Here is a 19,650-nt window from a genome sequence, read left to right as displayed (position 1 = left end):
TGCAAAAATGCTGAAGCAAAAATAAGCGAAGCAAAAATGCAAGTAAAGATAGCTACACTAAATCTACGCTCAATAAGTTCAAAGTTATAATCATTTTTATATAAAAGATAATTAAACCAAAAAAAGACAAAAGGATAAAATTTAGTCAATGAGCCAAATAAAAAATAGCTAAGTTTTGCTAAAGAGTATCCTATAATACTTACTAAAGCTTGATCAGGTATCAAAGCACTTAAACAAAAATAAAAAATAAAAACATTAGAAATGATAAAAATAGCTTCTTTTTTTATAACACATCCTTTTATAAAGAAAAAAGCTATTATATCAAAAATTATAAGTAGTTTAATAAACTCATTTGAGAAATTTTAGAAGTAGCTGAAAGCATAGCTTGATAAGAAACCATAGTTTGCATAAACATCATATATGTTTGCCCATAATCAGCATCAGTCACTCCACTTTTTATAGAAGCAACATTAACATTTAAAAAAGTCATTCTTTTGTTTGTTTCTTCTATATTGTTAGTATAAGCTCCTATGGTTGTTTGCATTTTTCTAACATGATCTTGTAAATGATCAATCCTTTCTAATGCTCCTTGTAAACCTGTATTTCTAGGATCACTTCCTTCTGAATCAGCCCTCATACTACCATTTAAAACTGCATCTATCATCTCATCTAAATCTTTAATCAAATCAATATTTGGATCATCGATAGTTAAAGAATTATTTGCACTAAATACAAAACCTGAACCATTGCTTACTTCTCCTGCTGGGGGAAAGCCGCTATTTGAATTTGAATCTTTAATGGTAAGACCTATATTTGTATTAGTTGAAAATTTATCAGTAATACTTATACGACCTTTATAGTCCATACTAACTTCAACAAAACCCTTAGAATCAGCTATGTCTTGCTGAATAGTTTGAAAATCATTATTATTAATAGTTCCGTTTGCATTTGGAGTAATAGTTGCTGTAGGAACATTATCGCTTGCAAACATACCTATAATATCATTTAACTGACCATAAGTAATATCTTCAGGTCTTGTTTGCATACCCACTGAGGTTCCAGTTGCTTCATTATATTGAGAATGAGTAATAGGAAAACTTATGGTTTGACCCGGATTATTTGGATCAGGATAACTTACAGTAGAATTTTCTAAATCAATAGTTACATTATATTTTTGACCGCTTCTAGAAGTGATTTCCATTTGAAGTTGTTGGCCATCCATACTGCCATTAGCATTTGCAACGACTTCACTTAATTTTGTACTATCGGTAGCATACTCACTAGTGCCTTTAATCACTTGAGAAACATTTCCAAAAACAGTATTGCCATCTTTTTCAAAAGGCACATCAAAATCAGCTCCATTGGTTTTATTACCATTGATATTGCTTTTTATAAAGTCTGTTTTGTAAATATCAACAGTAAATTGCTTTCCATCTACTGTAATAGTTACTGGACTTTTAGTATTATTTAAATCTCCATTATGTGCTGCTTGCATAATACGATTAGTTACATCCTCCATGCTGATACCTTCAGCTTTAGCAGCATCACTTAAATCTTTAATTTGCTCTGCGTCTTGAAGTTGTGGTGTCATGGCAACTGCGTGAAAATCTAAAGAACTACTTCCTTCTTTTAAACTCTTTATTTCTATTTGGCCACTATCATTCAATGCGACCTTAACAACCTCATTTCCCTCTGTGTTGCCATATAGCTTTCCAATATTTTCTAAAACATCTTCAATTTTAGCATCAGGATCTATATCCAAAGTGGCTTTAAAACTTGTTCCATCGGGTCTAACGCCTTGAATATACATTGATGAGTGTGGAAAAGGAAGTTTATCATCATAATTATCGCCAAAATGCTCGTCCGGTTTAAGTTCTCCATTTTGCACATAATTTTGTCCTATTAAATGCGAAAATTTAGACTCTCCTGTTAAATATTCTTTTTTATCCGGATAACGAGCATCAGTAAAAGAAACATTTGTTGAAATGATTTTATTTATATTTGAATCAGGCTTAAAAAATAAATCCCAACCAGGTATATTATAAGGAATTTGCGTGCCAGCACCACTAACTACAAAAATATTATCTTTATTGCCAGTATAGTTTCCATATTTATCAAAAGGCATATTAGCACTATTTGATCCTGCAAACAAGTACTGCCCATTAATGCTAGTATTGGCAATATTTACAATAGAATCTCTCACAAGTTTAAGTTCTTTTGCTATAGCTTCTCTTGATTCTTGAGAGTTACCATCGCTTGCAGCTTTTGTTAAGAGTGTTTTAAATTTTTCCAAAAGTTCAGTGATATTTTTTAAAGCCGTATCTGTGTTTTTTGCTAATTCCATAGCTGATTGAGTTCCTTCAATTACCTGACCTATATTAGCTAGTTCATATTCTAATCTTGAACCATTAATATAAGTATTGGCATTTTCCCAAGAGTGCTGTATAAGTTGACCTGTTTGTAATTGCAAATTATATTTATTAAGTAAAGACTGACCATCCGTGTAGTTTTGTATAGAAGTGTAGTAAGTATACTGGTTACTAATTCTCATTATCTTGCTCCGCAAATAAATTTTTTAATTATTTACAAGCAAAAAAAGTTCCAATTTTAAAGATATTTTAATTTACTATATAAATATTTTTATATTGCTTTAATTTTTTTTTAGTATAATTTTACATTCTATATTTTTAATCTAAAATCTTAAAAAAAGCCCGAGTGGTGAAACTGGTAGACGCGCCAGACTCAAAATCTGGTAAGGGCAACCTTGTGTCGGTTCGAGTCCGACCTCGGGCACCATTTGTTTTTTTACTCCCAAGTGTTATTTTTCAATAAATTATCTTTAAAATACTATATTTAAGGGATTATATAAACATTCTTTTTTATTCTATTTTGTTATTTTTTGTGTTAAAATATTGCAAAAAAAGTGGGTTACTTTTAAAAAAGTGGGCTACTAAATGGGTTACTTTTTACAATAATACAAAGAATAAAAATGGCAAAAATTAATAAACTTACAGATAGTTTCTTGAAAAGCGTAAAATGCGATAATGGTAAAAAATTTATAAAATTTAGCGATCCTAGTATAAAAGGATTATATGTTTTTGTTTATCCTAGTGGTAGAAAACTATTTAAAACAAGACAAGCTAATGATACTTATATAACACTTGGGGAATATCCCTTGCTTTCCCTAGCAGAACTTAGAGAAATAGCTATAAATTCACACAAACTAAAAGCCAAGGGTCAAAACATAAGCAATGCAAAAAGATTGAAATTTGGCGTATTATATGATGAAGTATTAGAAAATGCAAGAAAGAGTAATTTAGCAGCGAAAACAATCCAAAGAGGACTAAGCTACAAAGAAGGTATTTTTAAATCTTTAGAATATAAAAATATTAATGATATAAAAAGAGTAGATATTGTTAATATTTTAAAGACCATAGAGCATAAAAGCGCTACGCTTCAAAAAGCAAAGATATGGATAAATAAAGTATTTGAATATGCTTTGCAACTTGAGATCATAGAAAACAATCCCGTAGCTTCTATCAAAAATAATATTGTATTTAAAAAACCAAATCAGGTTATACACCAACCTACCCTATTAGATGAATCTGATATTAAAGAATATATAAATACTCTAATACATTCAGATATCAAACAAAGTCATAAAAATTTAATGCTTTTTGTGCTTTTAACAGCCCAAAGACCTGGCAATGTTATAAAAGCTACTTGGGATGAGATAGACTTTAAAAATGAAATTTGGACTATATCAGCTCAAAAAATGAAAATGCGTAAAGAGCATAATATAGCATTAAGCAAACAAGCCATAAGTATATTAAAAAATCAATATGCGATTAAAGTCAATGATTATGTTTTTGCTGGTTCTTCTAAAAAAGGATGTAATAGTGAAAATATCACATGCAATACCAATAAACGCTTAGGATATAAAGGAATTCAAAGCGCGCATGGATTTCGTGCTATGTTTAGAAGCATTGCAAACGAAAAGCAATTAGAACATGGAATAAGTATGGATATAGCAGAGCAATGCTTAGCTCATGAGCAAAAAAATGCAATATTGAAAGCTTACAATAGAAGTAAAAATATAGAATTAAAAAGAAGATTAATGCAGTGGTGGGGAGATTATATAGAAAAACTTGCAGGAAAGCTTAGCTAACCTTGCAATATTTTATCCAATCATCGATTTCTTTCTTTTCATACATTAAAACTTTTCCCACTCTAACACCCTTTGGAAAGTTATAAATGGCTTGATTTTTTCTCATTCTCATTTTTCTTATCCTATCAACGCTAAAACCCAAATACTGTGCAACTTCTTTTGTACTTAATAATTTCATATCAATCCTTTTTAATGTTTGTTTCTAAATTGAGTGATTTTATAATGGCTTTTTGCTCTTCATAACTTAAAGTATGCGCTAATAATACTTTGACATTCTCAAAATCAAAACTATTATAAGAAACTCTTGTATCTATAAGCTTTATACATATTCTTTTAAGCTCTACATCAAGCCAAGCCTCTATCTTCCAATAATGTCTAATTTCTTCTTCTAAAGAGTTACATCCATTAGAAAACGAAAGATCATTTCTTATAGAAAGAAATTCTTTAAGCATTTTTGATAATTGTTGTTTTATTTCTCCTAAGTGTTTTTCTATCAAATTTCTTTGATCTAAAAAATCTTTCATCATTTGTAACATGTAATATCCTTTTGTTTATTCCTCTTTATTTTCTTGATTGAAAAGATTAGGTTCTTTCATTTGCTCAAGCTCTCTTATAGCTGTTTTTAAATCTTCTTTATACTCTTTAATGGCTGAATTTAAAGCACTTCTTTCATACTCTGCATGCTCTATAGCTTTATGTAAAGATACAATTTTCATAGATAGCTCTTTTAGATTATTTTGATTATCTATGTTTTCCATTTTTACTCCTTTTTATAATATTTTCAAGCATATCTATACCCCTTTGAAGTATTTGTTTTTCTTCTGTTGTTCTTGATTTAAGCTCATTAGTGTTTTTTGAGCAAATATCGTAAAATACAAAATCAATGCGTTTATAAAGTTTGATTTTTTTCTTGTATTCACATCTTAAGTCATTTTTGATACTTTCTTTGTTTCTTTCAAACAAATCTATAGCAAAAGGATTATCAAAATAAAAACACAACATTCTTTCATTTGCACTATTGATAATCCTTGCTTCTTTCAAACTATATTTTAAGTCATTTTTTAAACATGCACGAGCTATTTCATTAGCTTCAATTATATGTGTTATGATACTCATGCAACATCCTTTAATGCGTATGGTTTTATATCTTTTGTCCATCTTGGATTGATTAAATATTTTGTTTGTTTAATAAGTAATAATTCTTTTGTAAAGCTATATGTTTTACCTAGTAAAGCTATAAAATCATATATAAAATCCAAAGCATCGTGAATGTGTTTATGCTGTATGTATTTTAAAAATTTATAGTTTAGTTTGAAAGTTAATTCTAATCTTTTCCAGTCTTTAAATTCTTCTTTGATTTTTTCTTTGTGATAACTAGTCTGCTTTTCATACTTATCATAAATCAAAATTCTATCAAGATCAAAAAAATTACTATGCACCCCATTTACATAAAGAGATTTTTTATAAAAAACCATTTCGCCTTTGATTTTTTTATTTAAAGACAACTCATGCAAATGTTCTTCATATTTTCTCATAGAAGCACTTTCATCACAAAAATCACAAGCTATATCAAAACTATAAGCCTTAAACCTCTTAACCATTTTACTTAACACCTTATACACATCAGCTACCACACTTTTGCTAGGCTGAAAAAGACCATTAAACTGTACTTCTACATAAAAGTCTTTTTTCTTTTTATTTTTTCTAGCAACTTCATGGGTGTCTTTTGAATTTTCTATCACTATTATGGTATTTGATAAACTTTTATTTCTAGGTTTGATGTTTATGTACCTAACCTTAAACTCATAAAACTTATCTTTTGTTTTGATATTTTTAAACTTCTCTTTTGTGTATTTTTCTATAGCTTTATTGCGGTTTGTTTTTCTAAGCTTTGTGTGTAAATCATGTTTTTTAAGAAATTTATAAAATGCAAATTTTGGGATTACAAATTTGATACTATCATAGCCTATGTTTTGCATTTTATTCCTTTCTTTTTTGTTATTTTGCTACCTTATCAAAACCTTTTTTCATAACTAAAGATTTTGAATTTGCCTTTGTAAGTTTAAATCCCTTTGAGCTAAGCTCACTTATTAAACTTTCTATTTCTCTTGCTTTTTTAAATGCATCATTTTCTTTTTGTATAGGCTTAAAATTCATTACTATCCTTTCAATGATTCTTTTGCTTTTATCAAGAGTTTTTTTAAGTCATCTAAGTTAGATCTTAATTCATCCTCATCGCACTCTTCCATGTAGTCAATTAAATCTAAGCATTCTTTGTTAATTAAAGCCAAAGCTCTTGCGTGCTCTATGGCTGTATTAATTTTTTCTTTAAAAGACATTTTCTTCCTTTTTATAGTGCATAAATGGAAGTTAAAAACCACCATAAAGGTGGTTACTCAAAATAAAGAAAGCTAATATGGCTTATAAGGGAGTTTAACTCCCATTTAAACACTACTTATGTCAAAACATAGAACCTGCATTCAAAGTTATTTAAACTTTTGGTATTTTGACCATTTAACAAAGCTTTTTAAAAAAGCCCACTTTCCCACCCGTCGCCGTGGAGTGTGATAAATAAAGAACACGCTAGCTTGATCATCAAGCTAGCTATAAGGAAATTCACTTAAAACCTAGTTTCAAGCTTTTAAAAACCTTTTAAGCACACTTAGAAAATGTGCTTAATGAGGTTTTCAAGCTACCTCATCAATTTCTTTTAAAAGTTCAGAAATCTCCTGTATGGTTTTTGTTTTTTCTTCTACTAAAGCTGTAAATTTTTTATGCTTTAGTTTTAAATCTTTCAATCTCTTAGATAATCTCAGATCCTCATTCAAAAAACCAAGTCTTAAAAGTGCTTTTTCTACTTTAGAATTTGTTTTGCTTTTATTGCTAAGCCAAACCTTTAAAGTTTGATTTTTCAAATTGAGTTTTCTTTCCATTTCATCAAAAGTTTTTAACCCTAACTTTTCTTGAATTTTCTCTTTAATGCACATTCAATTACCCTCATAATGAACTATAATGGTTTCAAATAAACCATCACTAATAGCTTCTAGTTTTACAAAATTATGATCAAGTAAAAAATTCAAAGCTTCATTAAATTCGCTTTCTTTTATGTTCATTCTTTTAAAAAGCGTGTCTTTTTTTATAGATTTTTCATTGCTGAGTATATTTGATATGGTGTTTGCATATGCTCTTATCATTTTGTTTCCTTTATCTTTGTGATTACAAACATAACCGATAAGATAGCTATAATCACACCAGCTATAATCCAATCTTGCATTATGTATCCTTTTTTATACTTAAGCAAAAAGTTGGTATTCTTTTTGCTAAAAAATAATTATTTTTATGTTTTAAAATTAATTATTTTGTGAAATTATAAAAAAAATATACTCATTTGTCAAGTTATATTTTACATTTGAAAGGTATCTTTTTATGGAAGTAAAAGAAATATTGAAAAAATGGATGCTAGAACAAAATTTGAAAACCTATAAAGAACTAGCAGATTACCTAGGTGTTGCCGCAAATACCATAGATGTTTGGAAACAAAGAGGTTATATACCTGAAAAAAATATACTTAAATATACTCAAATGAATATAAATAACACAAACGACATAGAAAATACAGTTAAAATCAGATATTTTCCTAATGTTTATGCTAGTGCAGGTTTTGGAAACGATAACAGCGATGAAAACTTTCAAACTATATATCTTGATAAAAATTTTTTAGTAGAAATATTAGGTATTCCTTACAAAACACAATATGATATGATAAAAATATTTGGCGATAGCATGGAACCTTTTATACAAAATGGAAGTTTTGTTATAGTTGATACTAGTAAAAATTCTCTCGATAAGATCAAAAATGCTGATGTGGCTATTTTTAGATACGATGGTGAATTATTTTGCAAACGCATAAGAAAAAATGTCCTTGATGATGAAATTATCATAAGTAGTGATAATATAGGTTTTGAAGACAAAAAAATTAAAAAATCTGCATTAAAAGACTATGTATTTTTAGGTGTTGTAATTTGCTCGTGTAACACTAAAATATTCTTAAATCAAATAGAAAGGGTTTAAAATAAAATATTATATTCCTTCTAAACTATCAAAATTTATAGATGACAATCTAGGTTATCATGTTCTTTATTTGATAGGAATTGTTTTTATTTTGTGTTTTAAACTACATTCTTTCTTGCTTATTTTGGGTTTTATATTAATTACTATTGTAACAATTATAGATTTATATCATATTATTAAAAAAATTAATCTTACCAAACTATATAATATCTTGGTATTTTTTGGGTTGTATTATATAGCTGAATTTTTTTCAAGAAATGTAGTTTATATAGTTGTAGATAATGTACCAGATAGCTATAGCTATGCTATTAATATTTTAAATATTATACATATTATTTCAATATTGATTTTTTTTATATCACTCCCTTTGATAGTTATTTTATTAATATCTACACTAATATATATATTGCAAACTATACTTAGCACTATAGGTATAAAATTTAATTTTATAAATCAAATAATTTTTAGTTTTATACTTAAGCGAACTCATTTTAAAAACGAACTCCATGTTATTTATTTTGCATTTTTTGGTACTTTATCCATGCTGTATTTTTTAATTTTTTTAACGAATGTGTATTTTAATGCACTTAGTTTTACTCCTAATATTATTCATATAAGTTCATATTATCAAAATAATAAAATATGCTCAAAAATATCACCTGATTCATATATACATATACTAGGAGATAATAAAGTATCTATATCCCCTTTTAACACTAAATTTGCATTTAACTTAATTACAAACAAGCCTAATTTCACAACCCAAGAATGCAATTAAAAAAATAATGATTTTAAAATATATAAATAATATCTTTTTAAATATAGCTATAATATAATTACCAAAATTTTATTTGGTAATTATATTAAGGGGTAAAATATGGATTTTGAAAATTCTATAAATTCTATAGCGGAAACAATAGCAGAAAGAAAAAATTTAGTAAATACTGAAGAATCAACCAAAATGACTTTCATCATGCCGTTTTTAAAAGCATTGGGGTATGATGTGTTTGATCCAAGCGTAGTAGTCCCTGAATACATAGCCGATATTGGAACAAAAAAAGGTGAAAAAGTAGATTATGCTATTTTCAAAGATGGAAAACCTTTTATATACATAGAAGCTAAAAATCACACTGAAAATTTAAGCAATCACAATAACCAACTAACTAGATATTTTAACACATCACCTAGTGTTAAATTTGCTATTTTAACAAATGGAATAGAATATAGATTTTTTACAGATCTTGATCAAATAAATATAATGGATCAAATTCCTTTTTTAACAATTAATCTTGAAAAATTAAAAGCTAGAGATATTAAAGATTTAAAAAAATTTATATGTTCAGATTTAAATCTAGATGAGATACTAAACACAGCAAAAGAAAAAAAATATTATCAAAGTATACAAGATATCTTCAAAAGAGAGATAGAAAACCCAAGTGATGATTTTGTTGTTCTTTTTGCAAAACAACTCACAGACAAAAGAATGACCGCCTCAACTATTGAGGAATTTAGAACTTATATAAAAAAATCTTTTAAAGAACTTATAAATGATATAGCATATGATAAAATCACTAGTATAAAAAACAATCTTCAAGAAATTAACAACGATGAAGATGAAGAAAGCAGCGATGATGAAAAAGAAATTATAACAACAGAAGAAGAACTTCAAGGCTTTTACATAGTAAAATCTATTCTTGCTAGCGCGGGTGCTAACTTGCAAGATATATCCTACAAAGATACTTTAAGCTACTTTGCAATCTTGTATCAAAATAGAGTAACAAAATGGATATGTAGGTTAAATTTTACAAAAACAAAAAAATGGGTAAGTTTCCCAGATGACACATACGAACAAATAGAAAAACTAGAAGATTTGTATAAATTGCAAGATAAGATCATCAAGTCATATAATGATAGAAAGTAATTTCTATCATTAAGATAAAATACAATGTATATCATAGGTGCTGTTTTATATTGGATATTTATTATATGCTTAATAATATACATGATTCAAAGTGTATATAAAAAAGAACTGTATTTTACTAACAATAAAATTATCAATTATTTAATATCAAAAGAAAAACAATGTTTGGTTATTTTGGGGTCTTGGGGCTGTGGAAAAACATATTTTTGGAAACAAATAGAAAAAGAAATTACTTTAAATTTTAATAATAAAAAAGTTATCTATATAGATCTTTTTGGCAAAGAAAGCTATAAGCAAGTAATAGAAGAAATAGTAGTAAGTTTACATGGAAATTATAATAATATTACAAAAAAAACTTTTAAAGGATTAGAAGGTTTAATTAAAGGTGCAAGTGGTGGTTTAATAAATATAGATAGTGATGTTATTTTTTCCTTTTTAAAAAAAGAAGATTTTAAAAAAATCATTGTATGTCTTGATAACATAGAAAGAAAATCTGACAATCTTCCTTTGAAAGAAATTTTAGGACTTGTAAATTTACTTAAAGAAGAAAAAGAATGTAATGTTGTTATGATTCTCAATAAAGATGGGTTAAAGAAACAAGATGACAATTCAGATAATAATAAAGAGGATAAACAAGATACTAAAGACTGGTATCAAGAATACAAAGAAAAAGTTATTGATTGTGAATATACTATAAAAGACAATAACGAAATTGCCAAAGATATTATTATAGAAAAATTAAAAGTACAAGATAAAGCCTTAAAAGATGATTTAAAAAATATTATTTTTACATATTATAAAGAGCATTTAAATAACAACTTAAGGCTTTTACTAAAATCATTAGAACATATAAACCATTTCAACGATATATGTTTCATGAAATTTTACAATAAAGAAAATCATGATAATTTTATACATATTTTAAAAAATCACTACTATTCAAATATACTACAAGCTATATCAGATTATTATATACCAACAGAAAACATATTTGAAAATACTGACGATATGTATATCATAACATCAGATTATATGAAAAACTTTTTTACTATAGATAAAGCAGATATAGAAAAAATAAATTATGATTTCACTAATCGTCTTCAAAACCTAATAGATAAGCATTTTCATACTGTTTATAATATGCTTTATACGTACAATAGCAATGACATAGAGTGTGGTAAAACAATAGAAGATCTTGTGAAAATGTTTTTACCTATTAAAGATAAATATTCTTGGGATAATTTTAAAGGAGAATTTTATTGTGAAAGATTTTTACAAATTGCTTATTCATATAAAAGGATAACTAATAAAAAACTAGATATTACAGATGAAATCATAAAATTTTTTATTAAAAGCAATGGCAATTCAATTCCTTTCAAAAGCAATAGTAATTTAACTTCTTTTAAAAGATTACGAACACTGATTGCTATTCAGCCTAAATATGCAGAATTTTACGAAAATACTAGAAAATTTCACAAAATAGATCATAGAAAAGAAATAATATTTGAATATTATAAAGAACCTAGCCTTAAAATCTTTCATAATTCCCAAATAGATAATTTTAATAAATATAAACTTGAATCTATCATTGATTGTTTTAAAAATAACAATCAATTTTACATGGATTTTATTTATTTTTTTAGCATACCGCCTAGTAATTCCAAGGCAAATATAGAATATTTTCAAGATCGCTACGACATATTTGATTATGAAGAATACTTAAAAAAAATCAAATCAAATAATCTATTTCGAGCATTTAATGATTTTATTAATCAAAATGAATATAAATTTAAAAAGAAACAATTAATAAAAACTACTACCAGATATGATAAAAATATCTTATCAGAACTATTACTCACTCATTCAACTCCTTAATTTTATCTATATTGATCTCACATTGCTTATAGTGGTAAAAAAGCTCGCTATAAGCTTTTAATATATCTTTTTCATTTTGCACTATAGGTTTATGCGCTCTATCAAATTCTAAAAGCTCATTTGGTATTTGCACTTTTTGAATTTGTATTTTGGTTAATACTTGTGTTTTGCTCCCACAACCTATCAAGCATAGCATTAAAAAGCTTAGTGGTATTAGTTTCATTGCTTTTGGATATATAGTTTTTAACATCATCAACCCTCGTTTTGATTTGATTTTTTTGAGTATTTGCATGAAATAGTGCTTTTAGCTCTTGTTCGTGTCTTATTTTAAGCTCCTGAGTAATACTCGTGAGTTCATTATTTACACCCAAAGCTAAATTTAAATCACTTTGACTTTTTTCTAATTTTGCGTTTGTGCTATCTAGCTTAAGATATAAAAATACATTAAGCATAAGCATTAGAGCTAAAGCAATATAAAGCTTTGTATTTTTAAATAAAAGATTTATCATTTCTTATTTTAGAAGTTTAAGTAAGATTTGAGTATAATTTCAAAGGGTGGAACACCAAAGGTGGCCGCCTTTGGTGTTAATCAACACTCAGTTAGGTGGTGATTAAATTGAACCATAAAATTCTAGTAATAATTATACTACTTTGTATAATTATAGTCAAGGCTTATTAGCTTTGATTTCCCCTTTAAAAAGGGGAGCTAGAATACCACCTTTGGCCTACTTAAACTTTTATCTCCTTTCTAAAATTTATTTGTAATTTCTAATTTTATATTTGATAAATCTTGCTGATATAACAAATCATATAATTTTTTACAAGCTTGTCTGCTTTGTCCGACACTTTCATCGCTCTTAGTTAAACCTAGTAAAATACAACCTTTTGTATCTTTGTCAGTATTTCCCCAATGTATTAAAATGTGTCTATCAAAAGGCACATCATCGTTGTAGATATTTACAACGCTATCATCATCGTTTAAAACTTTAACTCCTGCTACTACCCTTTTACCTTTATCATTAAAACTAGATAGCGTATGTCTTTTTAGATTATAAACTCCCGCAGGAACTCTTAAGTCTTTTTCTCTTTCAATCCCTTCTTTATCTTCTTCCAAAGAAAAACACTCAAAAAGAATATTTTCTTTTTCATCTAAAACTTTAAACTCTCCTATGACACAAGTATTTCTTAAATACTTTCTAGTTAATTTTAATTTCATTTATTCTCCTTTTGGTGTAATTAAAAACAAATTTGCATATCTCCCATAATCTTTATAAAGATTATTTTCATCATTATTTGTATTTGTTTGATTATTGAACTCAGCTTGAGTTGCATTTTCAAAAATATACCCAGCGTGATTTTCATTTTCTTTGGCAGTGCCAAAAGGTGGTAAAACTTGAACTTCATAAGGAATAATCTCTTTAATTACATCAGCTTTTGCGATAATCTTTTCAACACTTAAACTATGTATATAAACTTGTCCATAATACCCAGTGCCTCTTGCAAAAAATTTATTAGGAACTTCATCGTTAAAAAGCATGATTTCTACCTCATACTCTCCATTTGAATTCCATAAGCTACAAGTTGTCCAAGATTGACCACTTGCAGCAGTATTGTCAAAATTAAAATAACGCATTAAAGATTGATGGATATTATGAGTAGATCTATAAATACCAGTTGTTTTAATTTTTCCTAAAACTTCATCTTTAGTTAATACTTGAGAAAGACAATCTATTCTTTGTGGTTGTGCGGCATTAGAAGTTCCACCTAAACCACTTTTTTGTATAATAAAATTACCTTCATCATAATTTGTGCTTAAACTCTCATCAAGTTTTACAGTATGAGCAAAGCCGTTAGAAAAAGCAAATAACACATCACTCAAACAACCACCATATTGCCCTGATAAAGTTCGGACTTTAAATTTTATTTTTGTATATTCTTCATTAGCTAACTTTTTCTTAGAAAACAAATCAAGCCATACTGAACCTTTTCCTTGATTTCTTATGCATAAATAAATAGTAGAGCTTTCCTCGTTAACATAATTTATTAGTGTTCCAACTTCAGCTTTTATATCAGGATTTGGCAACTCATAAGAAGTGATAAAACCTGCATCTTTTTGTGGTAGATTACTTACAATTTCTTCCACTATAGGCTGTAATTCTTCTTTGGAAACACCTTCGCCTTTTAAAGAAGCTAAAAACTCATCTTCACTTTTTCCTGCATTACCTTCTTTGTTAAGCCAAAGTTCATAAGCACTCTGTCCATCATCTCCGGTATCGCCTTTTTCGCCTTTATAATTGCCATTTTCTAAAATTTCTAATATATTTTTTTTAACTTGCTCATCATCTAATTTCACTCCATTTTTATAAAGCTCTTTTAAAACTTTCAAACTCTCATCAAAATCTTTATTTAGTTCTTTTGTGTTTTTGCTAATTTCTTCTAATATATTGTGCATTTAAATTCCTTTCAAAAAACATTTAACCACATGGAATGTATTACACGCATGATAAAAAATAAAAGTCTTTACTTTAGAGCAACCAAGCTCACTCATAGCTTCTTTTAAAACTTTATCTGCTAACTTATAATCATCTTTTGAATATGCTTTTTGGCATAAATAATCATGCACGATGCTAGCACTAAAATACTCACTTTTATATGGAGGATAAATACTCCAAAAAATGCGTGGCACTGAAGCACCATCACTAATAAAGCCTTTTGGCACGATAAAATTTAAACCACACAAACTAACTTCAAATTCTTTTACAACTTCAAATCTATCTTTACCAAAAGGTTTAACTATAACTCTTTTAAGTGTTTTTCTTATCATCTTGCCTACCCTTTTCTTCTTCTTTTATATAAGTATTTGTTTTTAAAAAACCGCTTGAAAAATTCTTTATTTTCTCAACTGCAATATTGTAAATGTCTACTTCAGCTATTGCCTTTCTTGTTTTTATACATTGAATATTAATCATTACAGAAAGGATTTCTCCTAAAATCAAGAAGCTAAAACTATAATCTACAAAATAATATAAAGCATCTATTTGCTTTGCACCCAAAGCAAACATAAAAGGTATTCCTAACATTAAAAACTTTGACAAAAGATCAGAAAAGGTATAAACTTTAGTACTCTCATTTAAAGCTAAAGTTCTGCAAAAACCTACTATTGCTGAAAATATAAAAATAATAAACAAAGTAAAAGCTTGAGCTTCTTTAATACCAGTATATGCTAAAAACTGAAAGAAAAAAGCTAAGATAAAAGAACCTCCAAATAAAGCTATATTGGCTGAATTTTCTAAATGTGACATATTAATCCTCCCAAACAATAGCTTCTAAATCTTGCTCAGATTCAGCTTGTTCTATTCTTTCTTTTAAAATATTTGCTTTAAAGGTAATTTCTTGGGTATGAAAAGCTACCATTGAAGCAAATTTTAAAAAATCTTGTGGTGTAAAAGTTACTTTTTCATCATTTATATCAATCCAAATGATTTCAGAAATTGAGTTAGTTCCACTTTGCATATCAAGCATTAAATTAGTTACAGCTCCATTGATGTTGAGTTTGTCTTTTTCTCTTGTTTGGAAAGCATGCTCATTATAAATAAGTCCGCCTTCTAAAGCTTCATCTCTTTTAGCTCTTATTTCATCAAGCTTGATTGTTTTTAGTTCTTCTAAGCTTTTTTGGCGTACTTCGTATTTTATATGAAAGATATTACTTAGCTCATCAAATTCTTCTTTTCTAACAAGCTCTTGGCTTTTTTCATCAAAACTTGGCAATTCTTGCTCACTCACTCTAGCAAAACCAAGAGCTTTAAGCTCATCATCATTTAATTTACTTAAAAAATAAGTATCTTCTCCTTCTAATTCTTCCTCATCTACTTTAATAATAACTTTTTTTAAATACACATCTTCATTAAAAAAAGCCTTATCATCTATCTTGTAAAACATCTTTCCTCCTTAGTTATAATAAAATGTCAAGTTTCCACGACATTGCAAATTACAATCGCTAGTATTCCACCCTGCTTGTGCGTTGTGACTACCTGTTTGATATGAAGAAAATCTAATTTTATTTGAGTTTATAGCTCCAAATTTTATTTTTGCTTTCACTGGTATTTTTTTATTAGCTGTGTATGATCTTGATGGACCATAAAAACGATGCGAATTAGCATAATTATTCCAAGTTATATCAATAGAATTTGCTGAAGTTTTATTATTCATGTTGTTTGCAGTCCAAACTTCTCCTACAACTAAAACTTCTTTATTTGCTAAATTAGCAGGCACAACATATTCATTAGGTCTTACTAGATTATTTAAACTAAACATATAATTATAATTAGCCACGCCTCCGCCAAGTTCTGGAGGTAAATTAACTTGAAATATTGAATTTGCAAGCATTAGAGTATTCATATTAAGACCTTACTAATCTGATGTTATTTGCTGCTATGCAAAAATAAGCAAAGGTCTCAGTTCCACTAAAACCACTTTGTGCTATTCTAAATTTAAATGGTGCTTTAAAAGATTTTATGTTTTGACAATTATTTATGGTTATGGTTCCACTTTTACCTGCCCCACCCCAATTAGCTATACCCAACTCTGTATTTGCATTTGCTGTTAAAATAAAATGTTGAGCTTGTCTTAAGTCTATGTTTGTTGAACCTACTGTTCCTAAATTTTTAATACCACCACCATAATCTACATACCACTTTCTAGCTAAATGATTATCAGCTGTTGGATTAACTGCACAATTTGGAATAAGCTTAAAAGTAGTATTTCCATTTAAATTAGTAGTTCCATTTGCCGTTAAAGCACCACTTAAAGTTATATTTCCGTTTATTGTCTTGTTTCCTTCTATAGAAACTTTTGTTTTCAAAGCCTCATCTAACATTTTTTTATTTACAAGTCTTTTTTCTTCTAATATAGCCTCCAATTCCTCTTTTTTTTCATCTAAATCTTTTTGAATTTGATTAATCTCTTCTTCAAGTCTTGCTTTTTCTTCTTCTAAAGAAGATACATCGCCAGGTGGAACTTTGTTAAGCTCTTCTTGAATTTGATTTTTTATATTTTCTAATTCATCTTTTTTACTATTTAATTCTTGTTCTTTTTCTAATACTTCATTCTCATGTTTTTCTTGAACATCATCTTTATTTTGCAAATCACCAAGCAAAGAAAGTATATATTTAATATTTTCATCTTTTTGATCAACCCAAATATATGGCTCTATCTTTAAATCATGCTTTAAAATCCAAGCATTATCATCTGTTGTTCTTATATGTATAAAATACTCTCCGGTGCTTTGTTTTTTCCAAATATCACCCAAGTTAGCCTTACTTGGTTCTTCTTCGCTGGTGTGAGTTGGAATATAAACACTTGGATTTTCAGGACTTGTCCAAGTTTTACCGCTACTAGTTTGTACATATACAAAATATTCTCCGGTGCTTTGTTTTTTCCAAATATCACCCAAGTTAGCCTTACTTGGTTCTTCTTCGCTGATAAAAGCAGGTTTTAATTCTTTTGGCAAAGCAGGATTAACCCAAGCTTTATTATCTAAAACTTTCTCACAAACATAAATCTCCCCTTGCATAATGTTTTCATCATCAAGAGGTTTAAACCAAACACTTCCTTCTTTTTTTTGACTTGGTGGTGTTTTTTGAATAAAGTTTATTGTCGGATTTTGTAAAAATTGCAATATTTGTGCTGTTGATTTTTTAAACCATATTTGGTTTAATTTAGGATTAACCGGCTCATTATCACTACTTGCAAAATCAAAAGGATAAACCACTTGCTTATAAAGTTCTTCAAGAATTTCAAGCTTTTCTTTGCTTAAAGCTTCATAAGAAGCTATAGCTTCTTTTACCTTTTCTTCAAATTTATCAATATGTTCTAATATATGTTCATCTATTTTTTCTTTGCTATTGTACAAGTATTCTCTTATAGCTATGATATCTTTACTTGCTTGTTCTAAAATTGTATAAAGCATAAGAGGTGTAGGCTTTTGATTCATTATTCTTCTCCTTTAAAAATTTGATTTATTTCATTTTGCATATTAAGCAGATCTAATAAGTCTTTTAAAATTTTTATAGTATGTTTAGTATCTTCTTTGTTGTTTAAAACTTCAATGATTAATTGCTCATTGTTAGGTATTTCTTTTTGGCTAAGCTTTATCATATTGCTTTCCCATAAAAAACGCTCAATAGAAATATTATGAGCTAAAGATTGACTTAAAGCAGTGTAATCAGCCCCTAAGTAATTATCATTTATTCTTTCTATAATTTCAAAACCCTTTTCATCTATCAAACTTAGCAATTCTTCTGTTTTATTTTGTGTATGTAAAAATAAGGCTTGCTCTAATTCTTTTGCATATTTTAAGAGTTTTAATTTTTCTTCATTTGCCTCTAAATCAATCTCTTCTAGTTTTAAGTTTATAAAAGACACCAATTCATCTGATTTTTGAGAAATAAATTCACTAAGCTCATTAATTTCTTTTGACAAGCTATTTAATTCTTTTCCAAAAGGGTTTAAAGATCTTACAAAGGCATCTGCTTGCTTATCGAAATCTATAGGATTTTCTAAATCTGGTGGTGATGGTAATTGACTGATTTTAGTTGTAATCATCTATTTTTCTCGCTTTTATTTTTAAAAATCTTTTACTCATACCCTCATCTTGTATGCTTAAAATTTCATATCTATCACCTTCAAACTCGATCAGATAAGACATGTCAAGCTCTAAAAATCTAACTTCGAACTCGCAAAAAGAAGTTTTGTTTGTTATGTTGCCTTGTTCTTTATTTTCAACGATTAAATTTTTACAACTTGCAAATATTTCTTTTATAAAAACTACCTCATCATAATCTAGCTCTTGAAATTCATTTTTACTTTGCATTTTTTTATATATTTTTAAACGATGTTTAAGTTCTTTTGCTTTCATTTAACAACCTTAGAAGAAGGATATTTTATATCTATTGATAAGAGCTTTACTTATATTAGGAAAACTTGTGTTTTCAAAAGCGTGCAAACAATAGTTTTTAAGCCAAAGCTTTATATCTTCTGGAAGCTCTTCATAACCTAAATTAACAATCATTCTTCCACTACCTTCACAATACAAAACATTGGAATTTGTTTTAAATTCTGCTTTGAATTGTGCATTCTCTAAAGAATTAAATGGGGCTAACACAACTCTTTCATTGAAAAAAGATATTTCATAATTATTCTTAACCAATATGCGATTAGTTCTGTTTTCAAATTCTGTTATGGCAGCTTTTAAAGACTGCTTTATGCTTTCATCAAAAACTTCACTATCTATTCTTAGAAATTCTCTTAATTCTTTTATGTTTATAAGAGTTTTTTCAGGTGCATTTAATTCTTTAATAATCATTTTTTGCCCTTACCTTTTTGTTTTTGCTGAGCTTCATCTACTTGCTCATCTACTTGCTCATCTACTTGTTCATCTACTTGTTCATCTACTTGCTCATCTACTTGCTCATCTACTTGTTCTATAAGTATCTTTACAATATTTCTCTTTTGAAGTTGTAGAGCTTCTTTATCATTAAGCTCTACCACATCACCTTTTCTATAAAAAACATCACCACTTAAACAAAATAAAAATTCAACTTTTTTCATGACTTAG

At 27.7% G+C, this 19,650-nt stretch carries 26 protein-coding genes and 1 tRNA gene; 5 read left to right on the top strand and 22 right to left on the bottom strand.

Features of this window, described 5'->3' with window-relative positions; all coding sequences use genetic code 11:
- Positions 1-328: 328 nt before the first annotated feature.
- The gene (flgL, locus tag L8X24_RS01315; RefSeq protein WP_263663271.1) at positions 329-2,551 is read right to left on the bottom strand and encodes a flagellar hook-associated protein FlgL; all 2,223 of its coding nucleotides are present in this window, start codon (positions 2,549-2,551) and stop codon (positions 329-331) included.
- Between the two features lie 158 nt (positions 2,552-2,709).
- On the opposite strand from flgL, the gene L8X24_RS01310 reads away from it, so the two are divergent.
- Together L8X24_RS01310 and L8X24_RS01305 are read left to right on the top strand one after the other, a co-directional pair.
- Positions 2,710-2,796 (top strand) — tRNA-Leu (locus L8X24_RS01310).
- A 193-nt stretch (positions 2,797-2,989) separates the two neighbouring features.
- Positions 2,990-4,168 (top strand): tyrosine-type recombinase/integrase, encoded by a 1,179-nt coding sequence (locus L8X24_RS01305; protein WP_257395782.1) that lies wholly within the window; start codon positions 2,990-2,992, stop codon positions 4,166-4,168.
- On the opposite strand, the gene L8X24_RS01300 is transcribed toward L8X24_RS01305, so the two are convergent.
- The 9 genes from L8X24_RS01300 to L8X24_RS01260 all read right to left on the bottom strand — a co-directional run bounded on the left by L8X24_RS01300 (position 4,161) and on the right by L8X24_RS01260 (position 7,362).
- A complete protein-coding gene (locus tag L8X24_RS01300) occupies positions 4,161-4,346 on the bottom strand; it encodes a helix-turn-helix transcriptional regulator (protein WP_012661534.1) in 186 nt (61 codons plus the stop codon). The two genes, L8X24_RS01305 and L8X24_RS01300, sit on opposite strands and share 8 nt — an antisense overlap.
- A gap of 1 nt (position 4,347) precedes the next feature.
- A complete protein-coding gene (locus tag L8X24_RS01295; protein ID WP_263663270.1) occupies positions 4,348-4,704 on the bottom strand; it encodes a hypothetical protein in 357 nt (118 codons plus the stop codon).
- A gap of 15 nt (positions 4,705-4,719) precedes the next feature.
- The gene (locus tag L8X24_RS01290; protein ID WP_240388396.1) at positions 4,720-4,926 is read right to left on the bottom strand and encodes a hypothetical protein; all 207 of its coding nucleotides are present in this window, start codon (positions 4,924-4,926) and stop codon (positions 4,720-4,722) included.
- Entirely contained in the window at positions 4,910-5,284 is a 375-nt protein-coding gene (locus L8X24_RS01285; protein ID WP_047208322.1) for a hypothetical protein, read from the bottom strand. Before L8X24_RS01285 ends, L8X24_RS01290 begins: the two co-directional genes overlap by 17 nt.
- A complete protein-coding gene (locus L8X24_RS01280; protein ID WP_263663269.1) occupies positions 5,281-6,147 on the bottom strand; it encodes a hypothetical protein in 867 nt (288 codons plus the stop codon). The genes L8X24_RS01285 and L8X24_RS01280 overlap by 4 nt, the downstream gene beginning before the upstream one ends.
- Before the next feature lie 19 nt (positions 6,148-6,166).
- Complete coding sequence (locus L8X24_RS01275) at positions 6,167-6,325, bottom strand: hypothetical protein (protein ID WP_012661539.1); 159 nt, start codon at positions 6,323-6,325, stop codon at positions 6,167-6,169.
- Positions 6,326-6,327: 2 nt separating this feature from the next.
- Positions 6,328-6,507: a hypothetical protein gene (locus tag L8X24_RS01270; protein WP_263663268.1), complete on the bottom strand. Its 180-nt coding sequence runs from the start codon at positions 6,505-6,507 to the stop codon at positions 6,328-6,330.
- Positions 6,508-6,855: 348 nt separating this feature from the next.
- Entirely contained in the window at positions 6,856-7,155 is a 300-nt protein-coding gene (locus tag L8X24_RS01265; protein WP_214098769.1) for a hypothetical protein, read from the bottom strand.
- On the bottom strand, positions 7,156-7,362 hold the full coding sequence (locus L8X24_RS01260) for a hypothetical protein (RefSeq protein WP_041570280.1): 207 nt from the start codon (positions 7,360-7,362) through the stop codon (positions 7,156-7,158).
- Positions 7,363-7,594: 232 nt separating this feature from the next.
- Here L8X24_RS01260 and L8X24_RS01255 point away from each other — a divergent pair, with 232 nt between their 5' ends.
- The 3 genes from L8X24_RS01255 (at position 7,595) to L8X24_RS01245 (ending at position 12,035) form a co-directional block, all read left to right on the top strand.
- Complete coding sequence (locus tag L8X24_RS01255; RefSeq protein ID WP_263663267.1) at positions 7,595-8,239, top strand: S24 family peptidase; 645 nt, start codon at positions 7,595-7,597, stop codon at positions 8,237-8,239.
- 877 nt (positions 8,240-9,116) lie between these two features.
- Positions 9,117-10,160: a type I restriction endonuclease gene (locus L8X24_RS01250; protein ID WP_214098915.1), complete on the top strand. Its 1,044-nt coding sequence runs from the start codon at positions 9,117-9,119 to the stop codon at positions 10,158-10,160.
- An 81-nt stretch (positions 10,161-10,241) separates the two neighbouring features.
- A complete protein-coding gene (locus L8X24_RS01245; RefSeq protein ID WP_263663266.1) occupies positions 10,242-12,035 on the top strand; it encodes a KAP family NTPase in 1,794 nt (597 codons plus the stop codon).
- Positions 12,036-12,151: 116 nt separating this feature from the next.
- Here L8X24_RS01245 and L8X24_RS01240 read toward each other — a convergent pair whose 3' ends face one another.
- The 12 genes from L8X24_RS01240 to L8X24_RS01185 form a co-directional block, all read right to left on the bottom strand.
- The gene (locus L8X24_RS01240; protein WP_263663265.1) at positions 12,152-12,544 is read right to left on the bottom strand and encodes a hypothetical protein; all 393 of its coding nucleotides are present in this window, start codon (positions 12,542-12,544) and stop codon (positions 12,152-12,154) included.
- Between the two features lie 239 nt (positions 12,545-12,783).
- Entirely contained in the window at positions 12,784-13,251 is a 468-nt protein-coding gene (locus L8X24_RS01235) for a DUF5675 family protein (protein ID WP_257942472.1), read from the bottom strand.
- Positions 13,252-14,487 (bottom strand): hypothetical protein, encoded by a 1,236-nt coding sequence (locus L8X24_RS01230; protein ID WP_263663264.1) that lies wholly within the window; start codon positions 14,485-14,487, stop codon positions 13,252-13,254.
- On the bottom strand, positions 14,488-14,859 hold the full coding sequence (locus L8X24_RS01225; RefSeq protein ID WP_214098826.1) for a DUF1353 domain-containing protein: 372 nt from the start codon (positions 14,857-14,859) through the stop codon (positions 14,488-14,490).
- The gene (locus tag L8X24_RS01220; RefSeq protein WP_012661553.1) at positions 14,840-15,337 is read right to left on the bottom strand and encodes a hypothetical protein; all 498 of its coding nucleotides are present in this window, start codon (positions 15,335-15,337) and stop codon (positions 14,840-14,842) included. The genes L8X24_RS01225 and L8X24_RS01220 overlap by 20 nt, the downstream gene beginning before the upstream one ends.
- Position 15,338: 1 nt before the next feature.
- Positions 15,339-15,974 carry a DUF4376 domain-containing protein gene (locus L8X24_RS01215; RefSeq protein ID WP_263663263.1) on the bottom strand — a complete coding sequence of 212 codons (636 nt, stop codon included), beginning with the start codon at positions 15,972-15,974 and terminating at the stop codon, positions 15,339-15,341.
- Between the two features lie 9 nt (positions 15,975-15,983).
- Entirely contained in the window at positions 15,984-16,433 is a 450-nt protein-coding gene (locus L8X24_RS01210; RefSeq protein ID WP_214126400.1) for a hypothetical protein, read from the bottom strand.
- Between the two features lies 1 nt (position 16,434).
- Complete coding sequence (locus L8X24_RS01205) at positions 16,435-18,027, bottom strand: hypothetical protein (protein WP_263659922.1); 1,593 nt, start codon at positions 18,025-18,027, stop codon at positions 16,435-16,437.
- Entirely contained in the window at positions 18,027-18,638 is a 612-nt protein-coding gene (locus tag L8X24_RS01200; RefSeq protein ID WP_257395770.1) for a hypothetical protein, read from the bottom strand. The genes L8X24_RS01205 and L8X24_RS01200 overlap by 1 nt, the downstream gene beginning before the upstream one ends.
- Positions 18,625-18,951, bottom strand: a complete 327-nt coding sequence (locus L8X24_RS01195) for a head-tail adaptor protein (protein WP_066006885.1) — start codon at positions 18,949-18,951, stop codon at positions 18,625-18,627. The genes L8X24_RS01200 and L8X24_RS01195 overlap by 14 nt, the downstream gene beginning before the upstream one ends.
- A 9-nt stretch (positions 18,952-18,960) precedes the next feature.
- Positions 18,961-19,398 (bottom strand): head-tail connector protein, encoded by a 438-nt coding sequence (locus L8X24_RS01190; protein WP_012661559.1) that lies wholly within the window; start codon positions 19,396-19,398, stop codon positions 18,961-18,963.
- Entirely contained in the window at positions 19,395-19,643 is a 249-nt protein-coding gene (locus L8X24_RS01185; protein ID WP_263663262.1) for a hypothetical protein, read from the bottom strand. Before L8X24_RS01185 ends, L8X24_RS01190 begins: the two co-directional genes overlap by 4 nt.
- Positions 19,644-19,650 lie beyond the last annotated feature (7 nt).

The sequence above is a fragment of the Campylobacter sp. CNRCH_2015_0814 genome, from assembly GCF_025772765.1.
In the GTDB taxonomy this organism is placed as follows: Bacteria; Campylobacterota; Campylobacteria; order Campylobacterales; family Campylobacteraceae; genus Campylobacter_D.
Note: the sequence above shows the minus strand (reverse complement) of the source record. Positions and strands in the feature narration are given on the sequence as shown.